The sequence below is a fragment of the Aliiroseovarius sp. Z3 genome, from assembly GCF_029105185.1.
Taxonomy (GTDB): domain Bacteria; phylum Pseudomonadota; class Alphaproteobacteria; order Rhodobacterales; family Rhodobacteraceae; genus Aliiroseovarius.
In genome coordinates this window covers 58417-79629 of record NZ_JAFMZK010000011.1, presented here as the reverse complement: position 1 = coordinate 79629, position 21213 = coordinate 58417, and the positions used below count along the sequence as shown (strand labels likewise).

The 21213-nt window shown below is 60.7% G+C and carries 11 protein-coding genes; 4 read left to right on the top strand and 7 right to left on the bottom strand.

Annotated features, from left to right (window positions below; genetic code table 11):
- Nucleotides 1–2: 2 nt before the first annotated feature.
- Nucleotides 3–458 carry a cyclic nucleotide-binding domain-containing protein gene (locus tag J3R80_RS16725; protein WP_254702075.1) on the bottom strand — a complete coding sequence of 152 codons (456 nt, stop codon included), beginning with the start codon at nucleotides 456–458 and terminating at the stop codon, nucleotides 3–5.
- 186 nt (nucleotides 459–644) lie between these two features.
- Between J3R80_RS16725 and J3R80_RS16720 the strand changes: the two genes are divergently transcribed.
- The 4 genes from J3R80_RS16720 to J3R80_RS16705 all read left to right on the top strand — a co-directional run bounded on the left by J3R80_RS16720 (nucleotide 645) and on the right by J3R80_RS16705 (nucleotide 3666).
- Complete coding sequence (locus tag J3R80_RS16720) at nucleotides 645–1169, top strand: hypothetical protein (RefSeq protein WP_017468346.1); 525 nt, start codon at nucleotides 645–647, stop codon at nucleotides 1167–1169.
- A 103-nt stretch (nucleotides 1170–1272) separates the two neighbouring features.
- Nucleotides 1273–1833: a ubiquinol-cytochrome c reductase iron-sulfur subunit gene (petA, locus tag J3R80_RS16715; RefSeq protein WP_088652793.1), complete on the top strand. Its 561-nt coding sequence runs from the start codon at nucleotides 1273–1275 to the stop codon at nucleotides 1831–1833.
- 250 nt (nucleotides 1834–2083) lie between these two features.
- A complete protein-coding gene (locus J3R80_RS16710) occupies nucleotides 2084–2248 on the top strand; it encodes a hypothetical protein (protein ID WP_008335458.1) in 165 nt (54 codons plus the stop codon).
- Nucleotides 2176–3666 (top strand): ISL3 family transposase, encoded by a 1491-nt coding sequence (locus J3R80_RS16705; RefSeq protein WP_275394992.1) that lies wholly within the window; start codon nucleotides 2176–2178, stop codon nucleotides 3664–3666. The genes J3R80_RS16710 and J3R80_RS16705 overlap by 73 nt, the downstream gene beginning before the upstream one ends.
- On the opposite strand, the gene J3R80_RS16700 is transcribed toward J3R80_RS16705, so the two are convergent.
- The 6 genes from J3R80_RS16700 to J3R80_RS16675 all read right to left on the bottom strand — a co-directional run bounded on the left by J3R80_RS16700 (nucleotide 3643) and on the right by J3R80_RS16675 (nucleotide 20596).
- Nucleotides 3643–3789 carry a hypothetical protein gene (locus J3R80_RS16700; RefSeq protein WP_275394921.1) on the bottom strand — a complete coding sequence of 49 codons (147 nt, stop codon included), beginning with the start codon at nucleotides 3787–3789 and terminating at the stop codon, nucleotides 3643–3645. The two genes, J3R80_RS16705 and J3R80_RS16700, sit on opposite strands and share 24 nt — an antisense overlap.
- Before the next feature lie 18 nt (nucleotides 3790–3807).
- A complete protein-coding gene (locus tag J3R80_RS16695; RefSeq protein WP_275394920.1) occupies nucleotides 3808–4173 on the bottom strand; it encodes a DoxX family protein in 366 nt (121 codons plus the stop codon).
- Nucleotides 4170–4592: an SRPBCC domain-containing protein gene (locus J3R80_RS16690; RefSeq protein ID WP_275394919.1), complete on the bottom strand. Its 423-nt coding sequence runs from the start codon at nucleotides 4590–4592 to the stop codon at nucleotides 4170–4172. Before J3R80_RS16690 ends, J3R80_RS16695 begins: the two co-directional genes overlap by 4 nt.
- A complete protein-coding gene (locus tag J3R80_RS16685) occupies nucleotides 4592–4915 on the bottom strand; it encodes a metalloregulator ArsR/SmtB family transcription factor (protein ID WP_275394918.1) in 324 nt (107 codons plus the stop codon). The genes J3R80_RS16690 and J3R80_RS16685 overlap by 1 nt, the downstream gene beginning before the upstream one ends.
- Before the next feature lie 988 nt (nucleotides 4916–5903).
- On the bottom strand, nucleotides 5904–9323 hold the full coding sequence (locus tag J3R80_RS16680) for a hypothetical protein (RefSeq protein ID WP_275394917.1): 3420 nt from the start codon (nucleotides 9321–9323) through the stop codon (nucleotides 5904–5906).
- A 20-nt stretch (nucleotides 9324–9343) separates the two neighbouring features.
- Nucleotides 9344–20596 (bottom strand): hypothetical protein, encoded by an 11253-nt coding sequence (locus J3R80_RS16675; protein WP_275394916.1) that lies wholly within the window; start codon nucleotides 20594–20596, stop codon nucleotides 9344–9346.
- Nucleotides 20597–21213: the final 617 nt, after the last annotated feature.

Here is a 21213-nt window from a genome sequence, read left to right as displayed (position 1 = left end):
GGTCATGGGTGCAGGTGATAGATCCCGCGGGACGGGTTCATGACCCGTCCGTCTTGCACAAGCTTTCGCAGCGCCCTGTAGGTCGCCTCATGGCTCAATTGTAACCGAGCGGCAAACTCGACGATGGAGCCTTCGAGCAAGCCTGCGATCAACCCTGCCATCACCCGGTCCTCTGCGCGCCGAATGCCGACGATCTCCAGCATCTGTCGCTGCGCCTGTATCTGTTGAGCCGCCTGACGGCCATAGGCGCGGGCAAATGCCGGGTCGGCAAAAGCGGCCAATACGGAAGCCTTGTCGATCCGGATCAGCGCCCCGGCCTCAACAATGACTGCGTCGCAATGATAGACCTCCGAAAACACCGAAGCTTCGGCAAAGCTTGTTCCGGCTTGGGCACGGTGGATGATGAACCGCTCGCCATCTGGACCGACCCGCTCGAGATGCACGCGCCCGGTTTGCACGACATAGAGACCGTGGGTGGGGTCGCCTTGGTGAAATACGGTATCTCCAACCGCGCCGGAGATTGGGCGCAGGGCTGAGCTCGGGATATGATCATAGGGGTTTGGCAACATATGATTGAAATCATATTACGATGCATCCGCCCCTGCTAGCGTAAACATGACACCACCCCATTGAAGGACCTGTCCATGCGTCTCATTCCCTTCGTCCTTGCCATAGTGATGGCCGCACCCGTGGCCGCGCAGCACGCCAATTCCGCGGCTGGTCACGACATGGGCGGACCGCAGGAAACCGGGCAATCGGCCTTTGCCGCCTTGGCGGAAATCGTAACGATCCTGCAGGCCGATCCCGAGACGGATTGGGAGCGGGTCGATATTGACGGATTGCGCCGCCATCTGGTCGATATGGACCTTCTGACCCAAGAGGCCGTGGTCGCCCGCACCCTGCGGCCGGAAGGGGCCCGGTTCGAGATTCGGGGCACCCCCCGTGTTCTCGAGGCCATCCGCGCCATGGTGCCCGCCCATGCGCCCTTTCTCGCGGCCGAGACCGGCTGGGACGTTGTGACAGAGGACTTAGAAGATGGCGTGGCGCTCAGTGTCGATGGCGATGCCGCGCAGATTCAGGGACTTGGTTTCTTTGGTCTGATGACCATCGGGGCGCATCACCAGGAGCACCACCTCATGATGGCAAAAGGCGCGGGCCCGCACCATTAATGCGCCGACAAGGCCTGTTTGATGATCCGTAGAGAGGTGCGCTGACAAAACGTTACATCTCGCGTGTTGACCTTCCAGCGCGGGAGGCACGGACACATGCCCGATGATGGAAGCGTCAGAGAATACCGCCCGCAGGGATTTCCTGTATTACGCAACGGCCGGGGCAGGGGTCGTGGCAACAGGGGCTGCGCTCTGGCCACTGGTGAACCAGATGAACCCCTCCGCCGATGTCCGCGCCTTGGCACAGATCACTGTTGATATTTCCGATCTCGCGCCCGGAACGCAATTGACCGTCAACTGGCGCGGAAAACCTGTCTTTATCCGTCATCGAACGGAGGCAGAAATGGCTCAGGCTCGGGCACAGGCGGTCTCTGACCTGCCTGACAGCTCGGCGCGCAACCCAAATCTGCCCGACGATGCGCTGGCAAGCGATGAGAACCGGGCCATTGCGGGTCACGAGGCATATCTGGTCATGATCGGTGTCTGTACCCATCTGGGCTGTGTCCCTCTGGGGGATGGGGCGGGGGATTTCGGGGGTTGGTTCTGCCCCTGTCACGGTTCCCATTATGACGCGGCTGGGCGCATTCGCAAAGGCCCGGCACCTGAGAACCTGCATATTCCGGACTTGTCGCTCTCGGAGGAGATGGTGCTGACTTTGGGGTGATGCAATAAAGGATAATCTGTAATCAGAGCGCTCGAAACTGGAACAGATTTCGACTGGCCGCTGGTCGGCCTAAATCGCAATACTCCACATCCGAAACCGTCCCTGCCCCGTCACTTCACGGATTAGACCCTTCGTGTCGCGTTGCCCTTAAATCGGCTCTGCCTCACTTTGTGTGGCGCAACTATCCTGAAACTGGAAAATTCAGGAGGGATAGTTGTGAGTTCGAAGAAGCACTGGTCGCCGGGCAGCGATGTTGCAGTTCAAAGCGTTGAACGAAGTGAATCCGGCGGGTGGATTGTATCTGGCGTCTTGGCACCCAACGGCATTTGCCCAGACTGTGGATTGCATTCACGCCGACGTCATGGCTGGCGGCGTCGGTGGCTGCAGGATTATCCCGCGCATGGAGACGCGGTAACGGTTGATCTCGCAGTTTGCCGTTGGCGATGTTTGGCGCCTGCTTGCCCGCGCCGGACTTTCTCGGACCAGATCAGCTCGATTGCGCGTCCATTTGCACGTCGTACTTCGCGTGTAGGGGAGATTGTCGGCCATCTTGGGCATGCGACAGGCGGACGGCCTGCGGAGCGGTTGTTGCATCGTTTGGGCCTTGGGGTCAGCGATGACACGGTGCTCAGGCAGCTGAAAAGGTGTGCTCAAGGCACCACCGAGGCGCCGACAATCATCGGGATCGACGATTGGAGCTGGCGGAAATCGCAAACCTACGGCACGATCATCGTGGATCTGGAGCGTCGCGTGGTCATCGACATCCTCGAGGATCGAGATGTCGTCACCTGCACCAACTGGCTAAAGCGACACCCCGAGGTGGAAGTGATCAGCAGAGATCGGTGCGGTCTCTACGCCAAGGCTGCCCGGCAAGGGGCACCGCAGGCAAAGCAGGTCGCCGACCGGTTCCATATCGTGCAAAACCTGCGGCAGGCCATCGAGGAGCAGATGAACCTTCACGGCCGTGCCACCGGCAGGGCGCTGCTGTCCGACGCCGACAACATCACCGCAGCCGGAAGCCTTTTGAAGTCCCGCCTTGCGCACAGGACGTCCCGGGAAGAGATTTTCACCACCATCCATGCGCTCCGAAATCAGGGACTTTCCTGCAGCGAGATCGGGCGGCGAACAGGGTTTCCGCGTCGCAGCATCGCGAAATGGCTGCAGTTCGAAACACCACCGGACCGCAGGCGGGCCGCTTTGAAGCCGAGTTCGCCATGGTATTTTGAAGAGTTCCTGAGCCAAAGCTGGAAGGAGGGCATTCGAACTGGCAGCGCCCTTTTCAGTCTGATCCAAGAGCGTGGTTACGAGGGGAGCCAGTCGCATTTGCAGCGGCTGCTGGCGGGTTGGCGCAGAGCCGAACAGCAAGCGAGCGATCCCAAGGTAGAACACAAGATCCTGGAGCCGGTTCGGGACCCGGAAACGGGGCACGCGATCTCCCCGGTCATCGCGGCCGCGCTGTGCATCAAACCGCGCGGCAAGCTCACCTCGGATCAGGCGCGTAAAGTCGATGCTCTCAAGACCCGCTCTCCCGCCTTCGTATCGATGCGCAGCCTCGCCATGCGGTTCAACGGTATCATGCGTGGGCGCGACGCAGGCCCGCTCCCTGCATGGATCGACGACGCAATCGAAACCGAGTTGGTGCCGATCGTGCGCTTTGCCCGCACATTGAACCGGGACTTCGATGCGGTCAAAAACGCGATTGAGATGCCTTGGAGCAACGGCCAGGCGGAAGGTCAGATCAACCGCCTGAAAACCCTCAAACGCGCCATGTACGGTCGGGCCGGCCCAGAATTGTTGCGGGCAAGAATGCTACCGTTTGACCACACAAAGTGAGGCAGAGCCCCATTTCACGCGCTCTTCAAGGCCGCAGTCGAGGATGACGTCGCGCAGTTTGCGCCGTTCGTCCTTCCAGTTTTTCTTGCTCAGCAGGTCGTTGACCTTGGGATCGCCTGTCATGCCTGTTGTCCTTCAGTCTCAATGCGGCGCGACGAACAGTCGTCCAAGCACGATCACCGCACAGACAGTCGCGACTGCCAGCCAGTAGTACATCGGTCCATTGTCTTCGGCTCCAGCGCGCAGGTGAACGCCGGAGAACACCAGCATTTCCAGAGCGATTCCGATGGCTGCAACCGGAACCAGCCATCCCAGTGATGGTGCGAGAGCCGGAATGACGAGTCCAGCGGCGCAGATCAGTTCCAACGGGATCAGGACCGTCCAGACCCAGTGAGGCAGGGCGGTCAGAGTCGGCACGGCCTGCTCAGAGTTGAAGAGCTTCCATCCGGCACCGATGGCCGTGTGCAGGGCCAGCAGCGCCTGAAGAATCCAGAGGACAATGTTCATTGGCCGTCCCCCTTGTCGAGATCGGCAATGACCTCCTCCAACCGGTCAAGGAATTGTGTCCAACCGGCAGTGGCCCCGTGATAAGCTTGGTCCTGACCGGGGCCGAAGCCCGATTGCTCCATTCTCAGATGCGTGCCGGTGGCGGATTCCGCCAGGGTCCACGTCACGACGCTCTCCAGCCCATGCGCTGCCCAAGAATAGGAAAGAGTCTTGAGAGGTTCGACGGCCAGAACCTCACAGGACACTTTGCCCCATTCGGCTTCCAGATCGAAGCGGTGGCCGATCTCGGGTTTGAAATCGCTTCTCATTAGCCACTCCTCTATGAGGTGCTTTTGTGTCAGCGCGCGCCAGACCTTTCCCGGTGCGTGGCGCAGCACGCGTTCCTTGACAACCGTGCGCGTTTTCGTTTCGGTTTCCATCACTGGTCCATCCTTTTCAGAAGATCATCGAGGTCGTCGAGCTTGGCATCCCAGAACCGGCTCATGGTTCGCGTCCAATCGACAAGCGGTGCCAGTGCCTCGACATTGGCGACATAGCGGGTTTGACGCCCTTCCTGCCGTCCACTGACCAGGCCTGCCTGTTTGAGGACAGCCAGATGTTTCGAGACGGCCGGTTGGGAAATCCCGGCGTGTTCGGTCAGTGCCAGGACATTTTGCGCGCCATCAAGACACAGGCGCTCGAAGATCGCCCTGCGGGTCGGGTCCGAGAGTGATCGGAAGACTGTGTCGTGTTGATGCGACATGACGAATAGCCCTTTAGTTATGATTTACTCATAACCGGCGGGATATGAATCTGTCAATCACGAACTGATGCAGCTGTTTATGGGTCTAAAAGCAGACATTCACCGCGTTGCAGAATTTTGTAGGTCTGGGGCTCAGTCGAGACCTTCGCCGCAGCATCAACGAAAGGCCGCTTTATGTGCTGGGTCAGAAATGCTTGACGTTTGGGTCAGAATTGAATGGCGTGATTTTCCGGTTTCTTGAAGTTTTGGCTTCCAAGAGAGTCAAAGGTTCGTGACGTTCCACACTTTCTGTAGGACGTCAGACGAACTTGACCTTTGCGTCATAAACTGACCCAATTCACCACGAACCGGATGTTTGTGGTCAAACCGCGAATGTCCGGTTCGAACCCTTAAACTGATTTCGCACGAAACGACCATGACGGTGATAGGCAGTTGTCTTGCCTCTCAACGCAGCGACCGATGCACATGACAGACCAGCGTGACCGGCCCATTTCTGTCGTTAACCACAGCTGCTCAATGCAACGCCGGCTCACACATTGCCGACATTCATCAGGCGTGCATTACGATTTAAGTTTCGAACTCACACATCGCAGACTAAGCAGACCAAGACTATGATGGTCGCGAATACAGCGTCGAAGAAAAAGTCAGCAACCAAGCCTTATTCTTTAGCGTTTCAATACAGCTTTCTCTCGATCGCCGGAAATGGTCGATTAATCGATCTCATCTTCGTGGAACGGTTATGGTGGGCGCTGAAGCACGAACTCTTCTGCTTGCACGTTTGCGAAACGGCTTGACGCAAAGGCTGGTGTCGGCAGGTTGATCAAGTTTTACAATCGCAAACGCCTAAACCTCGTCCTTGCTAGCCCACCGCTAGCCGCAATACATATGCTGAAAATCAAAAAAACCAATCCAATCGGCAGGAGAAGAAAGTAGCTTGAGTAACAACAAAACCTGCCCAATCATTTGGAACCAGTACAACTGCCGACCGTCAGAACTTGGCGATGACGTTGATGAACACGCCTTCATCGTCATAGGTCAGGTCGGTCAGATCATCACTGAAACTGCCGAAATTATACCCGACACCGATCTTGGCGTTGTCCCCGATCTGACGATAGACCGCCCCAAGGAATGCGGTTTCCGACAGTCCCGCCTGCCTGGCTTCCAGATGGCGGGCTTCAATCAGCAGGTCCCATTTATGCACAAAATGATACCGCGCATTCAACACCGCCAGACCAGCATCATTTTGCTGAAAGGCGACACCGGCACTGGGCGATGATACCGATTTGCGCAAACCCAGCTTGCCGCCGATTGTCCAGAAGCGGTTCAGGTCATATTCCACGTCCAAAGACAAAATATGGCTTTCCTGACGCTGGCCGCGTTCGCCGGTCTGGTCGATCACCTGACCCAGCGAGTCGTGGAAATAGCGATACTGGAACAACATGTTCAGGCGGTCATGGTTGATCGGGCGATAGGCATAGCCGAGCACTGCATCGGTATAGACGCCATTGTCCAGCGTCGGGCTGACGCTTTCCACATTGGTGTGGTCGGCTGAGAAGACCAGCCGGTGGCTTTCGTTAAACTTGTACTGCCCCGACGCCGCGACCCGCCACGCATCCGCATCGCGGATCGTGCCCGCGCTGACACCCCGGTCGCGACGGAATTCCGCCTTGGCCGCAAAGCTCAGCGCGTTGCCGTCGTCATACAGCACGCCCACGGAATAGGCATTGCGGTCATAATCACCTTCGGTGCGATCTTTGATGCGACCCGTCTCGAACCCCGCCGAAAAGCTGAGCGCTTCGTTATGGGCGTATTCGACGCCATACGCGCTGACCAGTGACCGGTGACGGCCAAAGATGTCATAGGTATTTTCACCGTAAAGCTTGACTGAATCGCTGACCTGACGCTTGCCGCCAAGTACGAACCGCCCGCTGTCGGCTCCGGTCAGATCGATGCCTGACAACTCTCGCCCCGGATCAAGCTCATAGCCGAAATAGGCGCTGTCATAGCCATCGCTTTGATAGGTCAGCAACAGTTTGCCGCCGATGCCACGGGTGCCGTCGGACACTTCGCCTTCGACTGTCCAGTTTTGCGCAAAGCGCAGGCTGGCCCCGGCGCCGTACCGGTCATTGCGCAAAAGCCCGCCCGCGCGGCTTAACGTATGCTGGCCAAATATATGCCAGCTTAGGTCGTCGCTGACCTTATAGGTCAGACGAACCGCCGCGTCGGTGCGCCTTCCGGTTTCATCCGCATCGCCACCGGGGGTGACTTGATCCAGATGCTCGACCCCGAAATCCAGCGTGATCCGCTCAGATGCCTTGAAGGTCAACTCTGCCCCGACCTCGGTCAATGTCTTGCCGGTGCTGTCCTTGTAGTCGTCGGCGTATAGGCGGAAGGCAAGCCGTTCGGTCGGTTCAACCTCCAGCGTGACACCCCAAAGCTCTTCGTCATTGACAATCTGGTAGTCCAGCGTGGAAAAGCCCGCGCTGCGTTTTTCGTAATAGCCGGTCGCGCGGCCGGGTATATCCACGCCCAGATCGGCAAATTCAGCCTGCCCGCGCAGCCGCCATGCCTCGCCGGTGCCGCCCACGGTGCCCGCGGTGGTCGAGGTCGTCACGATCAACCCGCCATCCGAACTGATCGACGAGCCAAAGCCCGGACCTTCGGTTTCGGCGTATTCAAGTTCGACAAAGCTGTCTTCGCCGAATTGCAGACGCACATCGCCACCAATCGCGGTTTGGTCGGCAATATCGGTCTGTTCAACCATGCCCGTCAGCCCAACCCGCACGCTGTCGCTGACCCAGCTTTCCACCCGTCCACCATAGGAAACACCGTCAATTTCGGTGGCGCTGGGAGTGTATTCATACTGCACGGCAAGGCGCAAAACCTGATCGCCGCCCGGTTCCGTGATCAGATTTCTGGAGGTTCCAAAACCGCTCAGGGGCGCAGAAAGGGTGACGACGCCCTGGCTATAATCAATCTCGTAATCCACGCCATAGACAAGCTGGGTTGTGGCGATCACCCGCCCCGTGCGTCTGTCGCGCAGCTCGACCGAGACGGTTTCAGAGCCAAGCGTCAGATCATCGCGCGTCAGGAAATAGATCGACCCGCCGGTGCCGTCGAAATACTCGCGTCCGGGCAAGCGGTCGGGGCTGGCGGCATAGATTTCGGCGGCCAGACGGCTTTCACCGTTGCGGGTTTGCGCTTGCGACCGATACAGCGCCTGCGCGCCATACAGCGTGCGTTCGTTGCGCAGATAGGTGCTGTTTTCGATCTGGCTTTTATAATTGCCCCACAGGATATGGCTGCCATCCTTGGCCAGCTTCAGATAAATCTTGCCATCCGACGGCGCGCCGTCAATCAGCGTGCTGTCATCGCCATAGGTCGGATAGCCGTCTTCGATCAGCATCCGGCGCACACGCGATTGCGGGTCTTTCTTGTCCAACCCGCTGAACAGGTTTTTGAACTCGTCTTCGCCGGTGTCGATGCGCGCGGTCAAATCCCAACCGGTCGCGGTCTTGCCGGTGACATAGCCCGCGATGCGCCCATAGCCGTAGTCGCGATCAAACGAGCCCCCTGCGGCCCCTACCCCGCCTTGAAGCTTGCGCCCGAAAGTCAGGTCGATCAGTCCCGTGCCAAACCATTCGGTGTTGGGGATCGAGATCTCGCGCTCGATATAGCCCGGCGCGGCGCCTGCGACGCGCACGCCGACGGGGTGATCGCCAGGGGGCAAGATACGCTGAATGACGAAGCTGCCCGAACGGTCGGCTTTAACTTCTTCGCCAAGGGTTCGCACCATGGAACCGGGGGCAACGCTGCTGCCGCTGACGGTCACGGCACCCCCGCGCACGGGAATGCGGCGGCGCGCGGCATTGTCGACGCCAGCCTCCGCTTCCGTGGTTTCCGCACTGCCGTCGGACAGTGGCGCAATGTTGATCGGGTTGGTTTCGTCATAGCGCCCGAACTGGTCATAAACGCGATGCACGACCAGAAGATCGGGCCCCTCGGGCATGGTGAAGCGCGCATCCCCATTGGGGGCTATCGGCGCAACCAGAACCGTGCGCGCGCCGCCAAGGGCGCTTGGGTCGATCACGCGCAGTTCGCCACGGGTGACGAAGGCGGGATAGTTCAGCTCGCTACGCACCGCGATCGTTTCACCGGGTTTTGGCGGCGTGTCGTTCAGCACCAAAAGCGTCAGGCGCGGCACCACACCAAGCCCGTCGAACTTGACCTGCAAATCTGCGGCGGCGAGCGACCGGTCGATCTTGCGCACGGCAGTCTGCACCGCCGGATCGCCTGCGAATTGTTCGTCGTTGATGGTGATGCTGAACCCGTCCTGCGCGCGCGCAGCCCCGATCAGCGCCAGCACGAAAGCGCCGCAGGCCAAGGTGAATTTGGTCAATCGATACATCATCTTATACCTCACCGCGCTCATTGTCTGCGCACCACATTGGTGCCCACATCAAGGCGATAGTTTCCGTGCCACTGGATTTGAAGCGCCTGCTTGACGGCCCTCAGACGTGCGCGTCCCGTGGCCGGCTCTTCACCTGCGCCCAGCACATATGTCAGCTCGATCGCCGTCTCTTTGTCACTGATCTGGCTGATCAGCGAGGTCAGAGCCCGCGCAAGCCCCGCGCTCGGCTGCGTCGTTCCATTGGCGAAGGCCGCACGGGTCAGGTCGATATCGACCACATTGCCAATCGCGGCACCGAAGTTCAGCTTGGCAATCTTGCCCGGAGTCAGGCGGATCACCCGCGGGTTTTCCGTAGTGACGCGATAGCCCGTGGGCAAGCTGCGCTTGTCGAGCTTCAGCATGAAGTTCGACCCGATGGTGCGGGGAAGTGCTGCACAGGGGACCGAGAAGCGGCCATAATCATCCGTGGTGATGATCGTGCCATTGGGCGACACAAGGCGCACATCCGGCAAGCCCGGCTCGGACGTGTTGGGGTGTTCAACGGTCGGGGCAAGCTTACCTTTGCTGCCGTCATACAAGCTGTCGTCAAAGATCGGTTCCGGCAACGTGCCCGGCCCATCCTGATAGCCGTTGCGGTTCTTGTCGTCGAACACCTTGCCGATCACGTCCGAGCAATCGAACACATGCTCAGGCCGGATTTCGATATCCGCCATCGCGACGTTCGACAGCACGTTTCCGGTCGCATCCTGTGCCCATGTGCGGTTGGTCAGCGTGCCGAAGTTTCCGCGCGACGCGATGCGGGCGGCAAAGGTGATCGTCACCTTCTCGGACGCGCTAAGCGTTTCGATCCAGCGCAGTTGGCGGCCAGTCACGTTCGGCTCCAACGCCGTGCCGTTCACCCGTGCGGTGCCGGGGGTATACAGCAAGCCCGGCGGAAGCTCGTCCACCAGACGGGTATCGCGGAATGTCGCGCCGGACAAATTCTCAAACGTCAGGGTGAAATTCACGGTTTCGCCGAACACCGCCGTGTCGCGGTCTGCCGCCTTGGTGGCAACAAGCGGCACGCCGGGACGGCAATCCATCAACGGGATGTTGTTGTTCTGAACCTCGGGATCGCCCGCTTCGATATCAAAGGTGAAGTAGAACGGATTGCCCCCGGCCGTGTAATCCGCCAGCGTCAATCCGTCCGCCGTTGTCCCCGACCCGATCAGCGCCGGATTTGCCGGCAACAGCGTGGTCGTATCCAGCGTGCCTCCGGGCGTGCGCGTCGTCGATGGCGTGCCAATCGGCGGATAGGTCACGGCCAGCGTGTATGTGCCCGGCGCGGTGACAAAGAACTGATAGAACCCGGTCGAGCCGTCATCGGTGACGACAATCGGCCCGTTGGTTCCCACCCCGGTTTGGGTGAACCCGCCACCCGAAATGCTGACCTGACCGCCTGTCAGAACAGACCCGTCCTGTTCGCAATAGAAATAGCCGGTCGGGTCAAAATCCTGATAATCCGGGATCCCGTCGCCGTCATTGTCATTCGGCGTCAGCGGTCCCTGCCCGATGCTGGGCGTGGTCAACTGGGTCGAGGTCGCACTGGCCGTGTTCGGCGCGGTCGGGAAGCCGTTTGCGGTGGAATAGACCATGGTGACGGTGATCGTGCCCGTCTCGCCCGGATCAAGCGTTGGGTCGCCGGACAGAAGTGCGGTGTCGCCCACACCATCGAACGTGGCACTGGCGGTGCCGCCCGCGAAATCTGCCGCCGTGGTCGTGATCGGATAGTCGGCGGACAACAGCGTCGCAGGCGCAAGGAACGTCACCAGATCGTCCACGACCTGAATACCCGTCTGGGTGATGTTGCCGGTGTTGGTCACAGTGATCGTGAAGGTCGATTGCTCGACCGTGTGGAACAGGCGCGAGGGCGCTCCGGCGGTTTTCGTCACATCCAGCGCAGGGGCGGCGGCGATCGGTGTGACGGTTGGGTCATCCGTCCCCACCCCGTCATCATCGGACACATCCGAGGTCGATCCGCCAAGCGGGGTCGCGGCGCTTGCGGTAATTACGTTGATCACCCCGCCCTTGTTCACGTCATCCTGCGTCAACACGTGGGACACGTCATAGGTCGCGGTCTCGCCCGGCAGCAATGTTCCAGCCGGTGACGGCGGCGTGCCATCCGCGCTGTTGAACACCGGCGTTAGGGCGCGCGGATCGGTGCCATCAATGGCGGTCAGTTGATCCGTCAGCGCGATACCCGTCAGGGTCACATTGCCTGTGTTTTCAACCGTCACCTCGTAAACAACGGACTCACCTGCCGCAGTTCCGGCAGAGACTTCACGCTTGATGACCTCCATCCCCGGTGCGGGTGCGATCAGCATTTCGGTCGGGTCGTCGGTGTTGTTGCCGTCCAGCGGATCATCATCGGCTGACAGGTCGCTGACCGGAGAGCTATCGGGCGACAGGCCGCTGACAACCGCGCTATTGCGTAACCCGCCTGCATCCACATCCGCTTGGGTCAGCGTGTGGGTCACGCGCCAAACCGCGTCCTCGGTCGGTGACAGCGTCGCGGGCACAGACAGCGGCGTGGCAGTTGCCGGGATCGGTGTGCCATCGGCGCGCAGCAGCGTGTCGCTCGCGCTTAGATCGGTCAGGTCCTGGTTGCCGGTGTTGGTCGCCGTAATCTCAAACACCACCTGATCGCCAGCACGGGTGCCCGGGGTCAAAACGGCTTTCACAACAGTCAGTTGCGGGTCCACGACCACATCGAAGATGGTGGGATCGTCGACGGTGTTACCGTCGCTGTCATCGCCATCATCAGACACATCCGTCGCCTGCCCGCTACCTGCGGGACCATCGGCTGTGACGGTGACCTGATTGGACAGCCCTGCATGGTTCAGATCAATCTGGCGCAGCGTGACCGAGGCAGTATAGGTCCAGACCTCGCCCACATCCAATTCACCATCGCTATCCGTGTCGCTGGCGGGGTCCAGCGCAAAGGGCGCATCCAGCGTCGTGACCGCGCCTTGCAGCGATTGCATCTGGTCCACGACATTCACATTGCGCAGCGTGACGTTGCCGGTATTGGCGATGGACAGGCTGTAATCCACCAGCCCACCAACCACCGACTGCCCGCCCAGAACGACCTTCGTCGCCTCAAGCGCGGGGCCGCGAGCCGGGCCGGGGGTCGTCAATTCGACCGTGTCATTTACCGGCGTGTTGGACGGATCGGTCGCGGTGGCCGAGGCGTTGTTCACAACTTCGCCCGCATCGACCATGTCTTGGGTGACGGTCACATCAAAGCTGCACCCGCCTGTGGTGTCGCCGGGCGCAATCGAAGCGATCGTGCAAATCTGGCCACCGCCCATCGGATCGCTCACCTCAACATTGGACAGGGTCACATTGCCGATGTTGGTGACTGACAGTTGATAGGTCAGCGTGCTGCCAGCCGCGCCGAAGGGCGACGGCGTCGCAACCTTCGCAAGCTCCATCGCCGGGGCGGCGGCGGGCATCGGGATGTCCAGCGTGGCAAAGGTGGTCACAGGCGCGCCTTGCGGGTTCTGCGCCGTTACATCAGCGCGGTTTGACAGGGTGCCGCTGTCGATATCCGCCTGCGTGACCGTATAGGGGAAGGTGCATTGCAGCGTTGTTCCACGCGCCAGTGTTGCTGTCGTGCAGGGAAGGCCGGGCACGAACGGATCAGAGATCGACACGTTCGTCAGGGTTTGGTTGCCCGTGTTCTCGGCGATCAGCGTATAGGTCAGCGACTGCCCGACCGCCGTCACCGGCAAGGTCGCCGCCGTTTTGGTCAGCGTCAGGTCCGGCGTCAGGTCGCCATCCACCGTCACACTGTCCGGCGGGCTGACCACCGGTGTGTCACCAGGGCCATAGGTGGTTTCGGCGTAAGCCTCGTTGAAGACGAAACCACGATCCAGATCGGGCTGCGTCACAACGTAGTCACCGACACAGATCGCCTCTTCCCCGGCTTGGAAATCCGGGTCGCTGGGCGGGTTGGGCGTCCAGCAGGTGATGTCGCCCAGAATGCTGTCGCGCACGATGATCGGGTCGATCAGGGTCCGCGTGCCGCTGTTGGTCACGATGAACTGATAGCCGATCACATCGCCCACTTCGGAGAAGTCCGGGCCCGCGACCAACTGCTTGTCGATCGACAAGGCGGCAACGCCTTGGTCGGGAATTGTTTCAGACGTCAGAGGCGAGGTCGTCGTGGACGAACTACCCGTCGCAAGGTTGGTCACCGATCCCAGATCCACATCGGTCGCGGTGACCGTATAGGTGCCGGTGCAGACCAGATCATCGCCCGGCGCAAGTTCGTTCCCCGCAGGGACAGGGCAGGTAATGTCACCCGCATCAACCAGGTTATCGTCGATACTGAACGGCCCGACCTGCGTCGTGTTGCCCGTATTGGTCAGCGTATAGGTATAGGTCGCCGTGGCACCGACGAAGAAGTCGGGGCCGGGCACCGGGTCTGCCACTTTCAACAGGGTCAGCGCATCGGTCTGGCCGGCCGGCACCGTCACGCTGTCAGGTGCCGATGTCGTCGCCCCGCTGGAGGCCGTCGCCGTATTGGTCACCGACCCGTTGTCGATATCGTCCTGCGTCACCGTATAAGACCCGGCACAATTCAGCGTCGCGGTGGGGGTCAGCCCACCCACGGGCAGCGGATCACAGGTGACACTGCCCCCTGCCCCATCAATTAAATCATCCGCGATGGTGATCGGATCGGTCAGGGTGACATTGCCATCATTGGTGACGGCGAAGTCATAATTGATCTGCTGGCCGACGGTGTCATAGGGGTTGGACGATCCCGCCCCAACCGTCTTGACCATCGACAGCGCCGGGGTCGGGGTGATCAGAACCTCGGTCGGGTCATTGGTTGTGTTGCCGTCACCGTCGTCACCGTCATCGGTTACATCGGTGATCGGCACGCCACTGGGCGGGGTGCCGGTGACGGTCGCGCTGTTGCGCACGCCGCCGCCGTCAATATCGTCTTGGATCAGCGTATAGCGGACCTCGTAGCTGGCAACCTCGCCGGGCAACAGAGTGCCTGCGCCAGACCCTTGCGTCGATCCAACGAACGACGGGGCCGAGGGCGTCAGCGGTGTGCCATCCACTCGCGTCAGCGTGTCAGATTGGATGCCGGTACTGGTCAGCGTCACGTTGCCCGTATTCGTCACCTCGATCAGGAAGACCAGCTGACTGCCCACCACGCCGCTGCCCGAAGTCAGGGTTTTCTGCCCCTCGATCCCCGGTGTCACGGCGATTGGCAAAACGGTCGGGTTGTCGTCACCATTGGCCGGGTTGCCATCGTCGGACGCATCCGACACCAGCGCATTGCTGGGCGACTGGCCGCGCGCGGTGACTTGGTTGCTGACGCCACCTGCGTCGATATCCGCCTGCGTCAGCACGTGTTGGAAGGAATAGGTCCATGCCTCGCCCACATCCAACACATTGGCCGTGCCAACATCGCCACTGACATATTGCGGCGGGGCGGCGGGGGTGATGGTCGATCCGTCAAGCCGTTGGAACACGTCGATCAGGCTGATATTGCTCAGATCCTGATTGCCCGAGTTGGTGACGGTGATGGTGTAATCCAGTGTCTCGCCCGCCACGGGGGGCGAAGACAACCCACCGGTCGCCAGCGTCTTCAGCGCAGTAATCCCCGGCGTCGGGGCGGTGACCGGGATCGACAGCCCGTCGGTTTCATTAACAGGGGGAAGCCCTGCGGGCGGTGTGGCAGTCAAGCTTGCTGTGTTGTCCAGCGACCCCTGTTGGTTCACGTCATCCTGCGTGACGGTATAGCTGGCCGTGAAGGTCACACTGTCGCCCGGCGCGAGCGTATCCCAGCTGCCATCGGCGGCGGCATCTGTGCTGTCCCCGGCTGGTGCGACATCCGTATCAATCGCATCACCACCGACGCTCAGCGCCACGGTGCCAGCCGCGCTTGTGTGCTGGTCGCTGACCGCCACATCGGTCAATGTCACATTGCCGGTGTTGGTCGCGCTGTAGGTATAGGTGATCACATCGCCAACAGCCGCGCCTGAGGTGATCGAGGCCGTTTTGGCGAAATCCACCGACGCGGTGCGGTTGGCGGGCAAGGTCACGGTGTCCGTTTCAGGACCCGGTGTGACAGGCAAAGGCACTTCGGGCGAGGACACGCGCGCGATATTGGTCAGGCTGCCTGCGTTCAGGTCGGCCTGCGTCACCGTGTAACTGCCGGTGCAGGTCAGATCGTCGCCCGGTGCAAGTTCTCCACCCGGCAGCGCAGGGCAGGAAACGCTGGCGATCTTGTCGTCCGCCACGATCGGCAAGGCGGTCAGCGTGATATTGCCCGTGTTGGTCACCAGATAGCTGTAATTCACCACCTGCCCAACGGATGCGATCTGCGCCGCATCTGCCGATTTGGCAAGCGAGAAGCTGGGCGCCTGATCCGGGCCGCGCACGAACACGTCGTCTTGCGCAGTGATCGGCGTGGCATCCGGCGTCACGTCATTGGCCGTGGCACGCGCGATGTTGGTGAACCCGCCATAGGTCGGGGCGGCTCCGTTCACGGCATCCACGTCATCTTGCGTCACGGTATAGGTAAAGGTGCAAACGGTCAGCGCCTGACCGACGGCAAGGTCGCCCACCGTGCAGCTTGTCGGCGTCACGGGAAGGTCATCGGTGATCACCACATTTTCCAGCGACACGTTGCCCGTGTTGCGCGCCAGAACCGAGAAGGTGACGGTATCGCCTGCCTGCGTGAAGACCGGCGTGCCGGGGGCCACAGCGGGGGTGACGGTTTTTTCCAGCTCAAGTGCGGCGGTACTGTCCACCAGCGCAACAGTCACCTGCCCGTCGACCGACACCGTCGCCCCGGTGGGATCGGTGCCAGACACGTTCGCGATGTTGATCTTGCTTTGCGCATCAAGGTCGGCTTGCGTCACGGTATAGTCACCAACGCAGGTGATCGTCTCGGTCGGCAACAGGGTGACAGGTGCGGTGACGGTCGACCCAAGATGGGTGCAGGTCAGCGCGGCCACATCCGGGTCGCTCACTGATGCGTTTGCGATCGTCTGGTTGCCGTCATTGGTCGCGATGATGGTGAATTCGATCACATCTCCGGCGACTGCATCAGGTTGCGGGCCGTCCGTGATGGTCTTGCTGATCGACAGCGACGGATCGGTGTCAGCCGGGACGGTCTTGGTGGCCTGACCCGACAATACCAGCGTTTCGTCCGGCGTGCCCGGCGCAAAGGTGGTCGAGCCAACGGCGATATTCGTCACCTCGCCGGCGTCCACGTCAGCTTGGGTAACGGTATATTGCGCGGTACAGGTCGCGGTTTCATTCACCCCAAACACACCACTAACCGACGCATCGTAACACACGAACGGCGCGCCGATCTTGTCATCATCAATCGAGATGTCTTCCGACAGGGCGACGGTCGGACCATTGGTGATCTGATAGCTGTAGGTGATCACATCGCCCTCGGCGACAAAGGTCACGTCCGTTGGGTCGCTGTCTTTGGTCAGGGTGATCGCGGGCGTCGCTGTGACCGGGTAAATCGCATCATCAGACGGCGAGGTGACAGCGGTGCCGTTATAATCACCCGTCGCGGTGGCGACGTTGGTGACGGACCCAAAGCCCACATCGCCCGCAACCATCGTATAGGAACCGGTGCAGATGACGTTTTCGGTGGGCAGCAACTCTCCATTGGTCAACGGCGCACAGGTGATGCCCGTCGCCTTGTTGTCGGTGATGGTGATTGGCCCGGCAATGGTGACGTTGCCGGTGTTCGTCACCTCGAACTGATAGCTAAGCTCAGTGTTTTCATCAAAGACGTCTGGCGTGGCGGATTGCAGCGTCTTGTCAACCGTCAGCGCGGGGCTGGTCGAGGCATTGACGGTCAGCGTGTCGGTTGGCGACTGAACCGGGCTGCCACCCTGCGTTGTCGCGGCGGACGCGATATTGGTCACTGATCCGGCGTCCAGATCCTCTTGCGCGGCGGTCCAGACATGGGTGCATGTCACGTTCGCGCCGGGCAAAAGCGGACCGGTGCCACAGGCAAGCCCGTTGCCGATCTGGTCGTCATCCACGGTGAACGGCCCATCCAAAGTGATGTTGCCGTCATTGGTGACGGTGAATTCATAGGTCAGCTGATCGCCAACCGCCGCATAGGTCAGGGCGGATGCGCCTGCCAGCGCCTTGCCGAAGCTGATGGACGCGGTGGCATCTGCCGGAACCGTCACACCCGACGGCCCATCCGTCGCGGTGACAGAGGTCGGCCCGCCCGGCGTCACCGGCACAACAGGCTGGGTGACACTGGCGGTGGCCGCGTTCACGACCTCTCCGCTGTTCAAATCGTCTTGGGTGACCTGATAGCTGCCGGTACAGGTGATGCTGGCAGTCGGCAGGATCGGTCCGGTCGGGCAACTGACAGGTCCGGTGCCCTGCCCCGCGATCAGCGGGTCATTGATGCTGACCGGCGCGGTGATCGTCACGTTGCCTGTATTGGTGACAAGGAACTCATAGGCCAGCACTTGCCCGACCGTATCAAACGGGTTGGGGCTGCTGGCGGCCAGACTTTTCGCCAGAGTGATCGTCGGCGACGCGCCAATATTCACCTGGGTCGGGTCGTCGGTGGTGTTGCCGTCCCCATCATCGCCATCGTCCGAGACATCCGACACAGTGCCGCCGCCCGGCACATCCGCCGTGCCGGTCACTGTGTTTTCGACGCCACCTGCGTTGATATCATCCTGCACCAGCGTATAGGTCGCCTGATATTCCCATGTCTCGCCGATATCGAGCGTGCCGGGCACGCCCCCATCGCCGGAGCTGGGCGTGCCGGGAACCGACAAGGTCAGCGTTGCGCCATCGCGCCGGGTTAGACTGTCATTCAGCGACACATTGGTCAGCGCGGTGTTGCCCGTGTTGGCCACGCGGATCGTAAAGGCGATCTGGTCGCCCGCCGTAACAGGTGTGCTGAACCCGGATGTGTTCGCGGTCTTTTCAACATTGATGCCGGGCGCTGCGGTATACCCTGTGGTCGAACTGCTGGGCGTCACGGGCGGCAGGCTGCCGCTGATCGGTGTGCCGGTCGCGGTCGCGCTGTTGGCAATCGCCGTCGCCGTATCTGCCGCCGTGGTCAAAGCCACCACATCCGCCGCCACCAGCGTATATGTCGCAGTGAAGGTCGCGGTGTCTGCGGGGGCCAGCGTCGTGCTGTCGCCCGTTGTCCAAACCAGATCAGCGCCCGCATGGGCCGTACCATCAAATGTCGGGCCGGTGTCCACCGGGGCCACGCCCGAGATATCCACATTGCCGCTGTTCGTCACAACCACCTGATAATCGATTGTGTCGCCGATCAACGGCGGGTTCGACAGGTTCGTCGCGGGCACGGACTTGGCAACACCCAGTCCCGGCGCAGCAGTGTAGCCGGTCGTCGTGGTGCTGGGCGTCACCGGCGGCAACGTGCCAGAGGTCGGCGTGCCAGTCCCCGTCGCACTGTTGGCAATCGCGTTGGTCGGGTCAGCCGCACTGGTCAATGCGGCGACATCGGCCGCCACAAGCGTATAGGTCGCGAAATAGGTCTTGGCCTCGCCCGGCACCAGCGTCGTGCTGCCGACCGTAAACCAGAACAAATCCGCCCCGCCGTGGGCATTGCCATCGAAGGTCGGGCCGGTGTCCACCGGCGTTGCCCCGTCGATGTTCACGTTGCCCGTGTTGGTGACGACCACCTCATATTCAATCGTGTCGCCCGCGACGGGCGGAGTGGACAGGTTGTTGGCAGCGACACTTTTCGCCACGCTCATACCGGGCGCGGCGGCATAGCCCGTCGTCGCCGTGCTTGGCGTCACCGGAGGCAAGCTGCCACTGGACGGCGTACCGGACGCGCTTGCGCTGTTGGCAATCGCGTTGGTCGGGTCCGCGGCTCCCGTCAGCGCCGTCACATCTGCCGCCACCAAGGTATAGGTTGCCGTGAACGTGGCCGAGACGCCGGGGGCCAGCGTCGTGCTGTCACCGGTCGTCCAGCTTAGATCGGCACCCGCATGGGCGCTTCCGTCAAAGGTTGGGCCGGTATCGACAGGGGCCACGCCAGCAATATCCACGTTGCCGGTGTTCTCAATCACCACCTGATAATCAATCGTGTCGCCGGTTGCGGGCGGTGTCGACAGGTTGGTGGCGGGCACGGATTTGGCAACGCTCAACCCCGGCGCGGCGCTGTATCCGGTCGTGGCCGTGCTGGGCGTCACAGGGGGCAGTGTGCCGTTCGCCGGCGTGCCGGTTGCGGTCGCGCTGTTGGCTATTGCGTTGGTTGGGTCCGCCGCGCTGGTCAGCGCCGCCACATCTGCCGCCGCCAACGTATAGGTCGCGGTGAACGTCGCCGTATCACCCGGCGCAAGTGTCGTGCTGTCGCCCGTCACCCAACTTAGATCAGCACCCGCATGGGCATTTCCGTCAAAGGTCGGGCCGGTATCAACCGGGGCCACGCTGGACATTTCCACGTTGCCGGTATTCTCAACCACCACCTGATAGGCAATCGTGTCGCCCACCGATGGAGGGTTTGACAGATTGGTCGCCGGGACGGTCTTGGTCACCTCCAGCGCGGGGGCGGGAACAAAGGTGTTGGTCAGAACGCAGGTCACATCCTCGGCATCCCCCAAAGCCAGACCATCCAGCGGATTGCTGTCCGCCCCGCCCGAACAGGTGGCCGTTAAGGCATAGTTCGGATCATTGGTTTCTGAAATCGTGTATGTGCCAACCGGCACCGTGACATCGGTGACAGCGGCAGACCCGGTGACACCACTGCCGGATGCCGTGCTGCCATTTGTGTAAGACAAGGTGAAGTCACCCGGCACCGCATCGCCGCCAAGCGAATTGTCGACGACCTTTTGCAACGTAAGCTCAGGTGAAATATCCACAGTGATTGCTGCGAGTGAAAATTGAACACGCGCATTCCGTGAGCCTTGAACATCATCCATGATGATCGAAAAAGACGTGGCTGGCGTATCCAACGTAAATGTTGCGGACTCATTTGTCGGATTGTTGCCGCTCGCGTTTGCCAGAAAGCTTCCGACCGCACCCGAGGCGATCAGTCGACCGCGCTGATCGTCGGCGGCCGACAACCAAGGGGGGCGCGTTCCGACCAGCGGATAGATCTCGATGGTTGGTGAAGTCCATGTTCCCGGCACGTTTGCCGCAAAGGAATCGCGTGGCGCTGTGCCGTCCATATCGTCGATGTCTTCAAAGACAGCCCGATCCAGCAGGAAACCATTCGTTGTATAGGTCATAATCGCGGAACGGTTACACGCGGCACGGCTCTGACTGGGAAACAGCGTTATGCGCCCGGCACCATTGATGCTCGCACAAGACGTGTTTTGCGGCGAAACAGTGACTGTGATTGAGTTTCCGTTGCCGTCTTCAAGAACAGCGGTGAAGTTGTTGGGCACGGATGTCAGGGTGAAGTCGGACGCTTTGGCCTCACTGGCCAGGCTGGACACTAAAAAAATTGCGAGTACGGCGATTTTGATCGCTGCTGCAGCGCGGCACAACTTGTTAGAGAGAGAGCCAGCCCGGGTTGTACAAAATTCAAACATTTAGCTCTAACCTCAATAAACTGCGCACTACGTGTTGGCGTTTCTCTGACCCAACTCCGACGAACCAGTTGTCATCAGTGGTATCCTAACGATGATGGAAACCAAATACCTTATACCGATTCACTCTATGAACTACGGAATTTTCGTATTGGGTGTGATATTTATTCTACGCGAGATTGAACGCTACTGATCTCTGGGCAGGCGCAAGTGCCGCACATGGTCGCGTTTGCCGGTACAGTTGTGGACCGGCGAAACACATTAAGCAGAGCTTTCTGGTATTGTGCCACTGGCACGAGAATGAGTCCAAAAAG

Bases quoted from the DNA above. Each gene is read 5' to 3' on its own strand.
- J3R80_RS16685 (WP_275394918.1), bottom strand. From the start codon at position 4,915: ATGTCGCATCAACACGACACAGTCTTCCGATCACTCTCGGACCCGACC.
- J3R80_RS16720 (WP_017468346.1), top strand. From the start codon at position 645: ATGCGTCTCATTCCCTTCGTCCTTGCCATAGTGATGGCCGCACCCGTG.
- J3R80_RS16680 (WP_275394917.1), bottom strand. From the start codon at position 9,323: ATGTATCGATTGACCAAATTCACCTTGGCCTGCGGCGCTTTCGTGCTG.
- petA (WP_088652793.1), top strand. From the start codon at position 1,273: ATGATGGAAGCGTCAGAGAATACCGCCCGCAGGGATTTCCTGTATTAC.
- J3R80_RS16700 (WP_275394921.1), bottom strand. From the start codon at position 3,789: ATGACAGGCGATCCCAAGGTCAACGACCTGCTGAGCAAGAAAAACTGG.
- J3R80_RS16675 (WP_275394916.1), bottom strand. From the start codon at position 20,596: ATGACCTATACAACGAATGGTTTCCTGCTGGATCGGGCTGTCTTTGAA.
- J3R80_RS16690 (WP_275394919.1), bottom strand. From the start codon at position 4,592: ATGGAAACCGAAACGAAAACGCGCACGGTTGTCAAGGAACGCGTGCTG.
- J3R80_RS16695 (WP_275394920.1), bottom strand. From the start codon at position 4,173: ATGAACATTGTCCTCTGGATTCTTCAGGCGCTGCTGGCCCTGCACACG.
- J3R80_RS16710 (WP_008335458.1), top strand. From the start codon at position 2,084: ATGTTGCAGTTCAAAGCGTTGAACGAAGTGAATCCGGCGGGTGGATTG.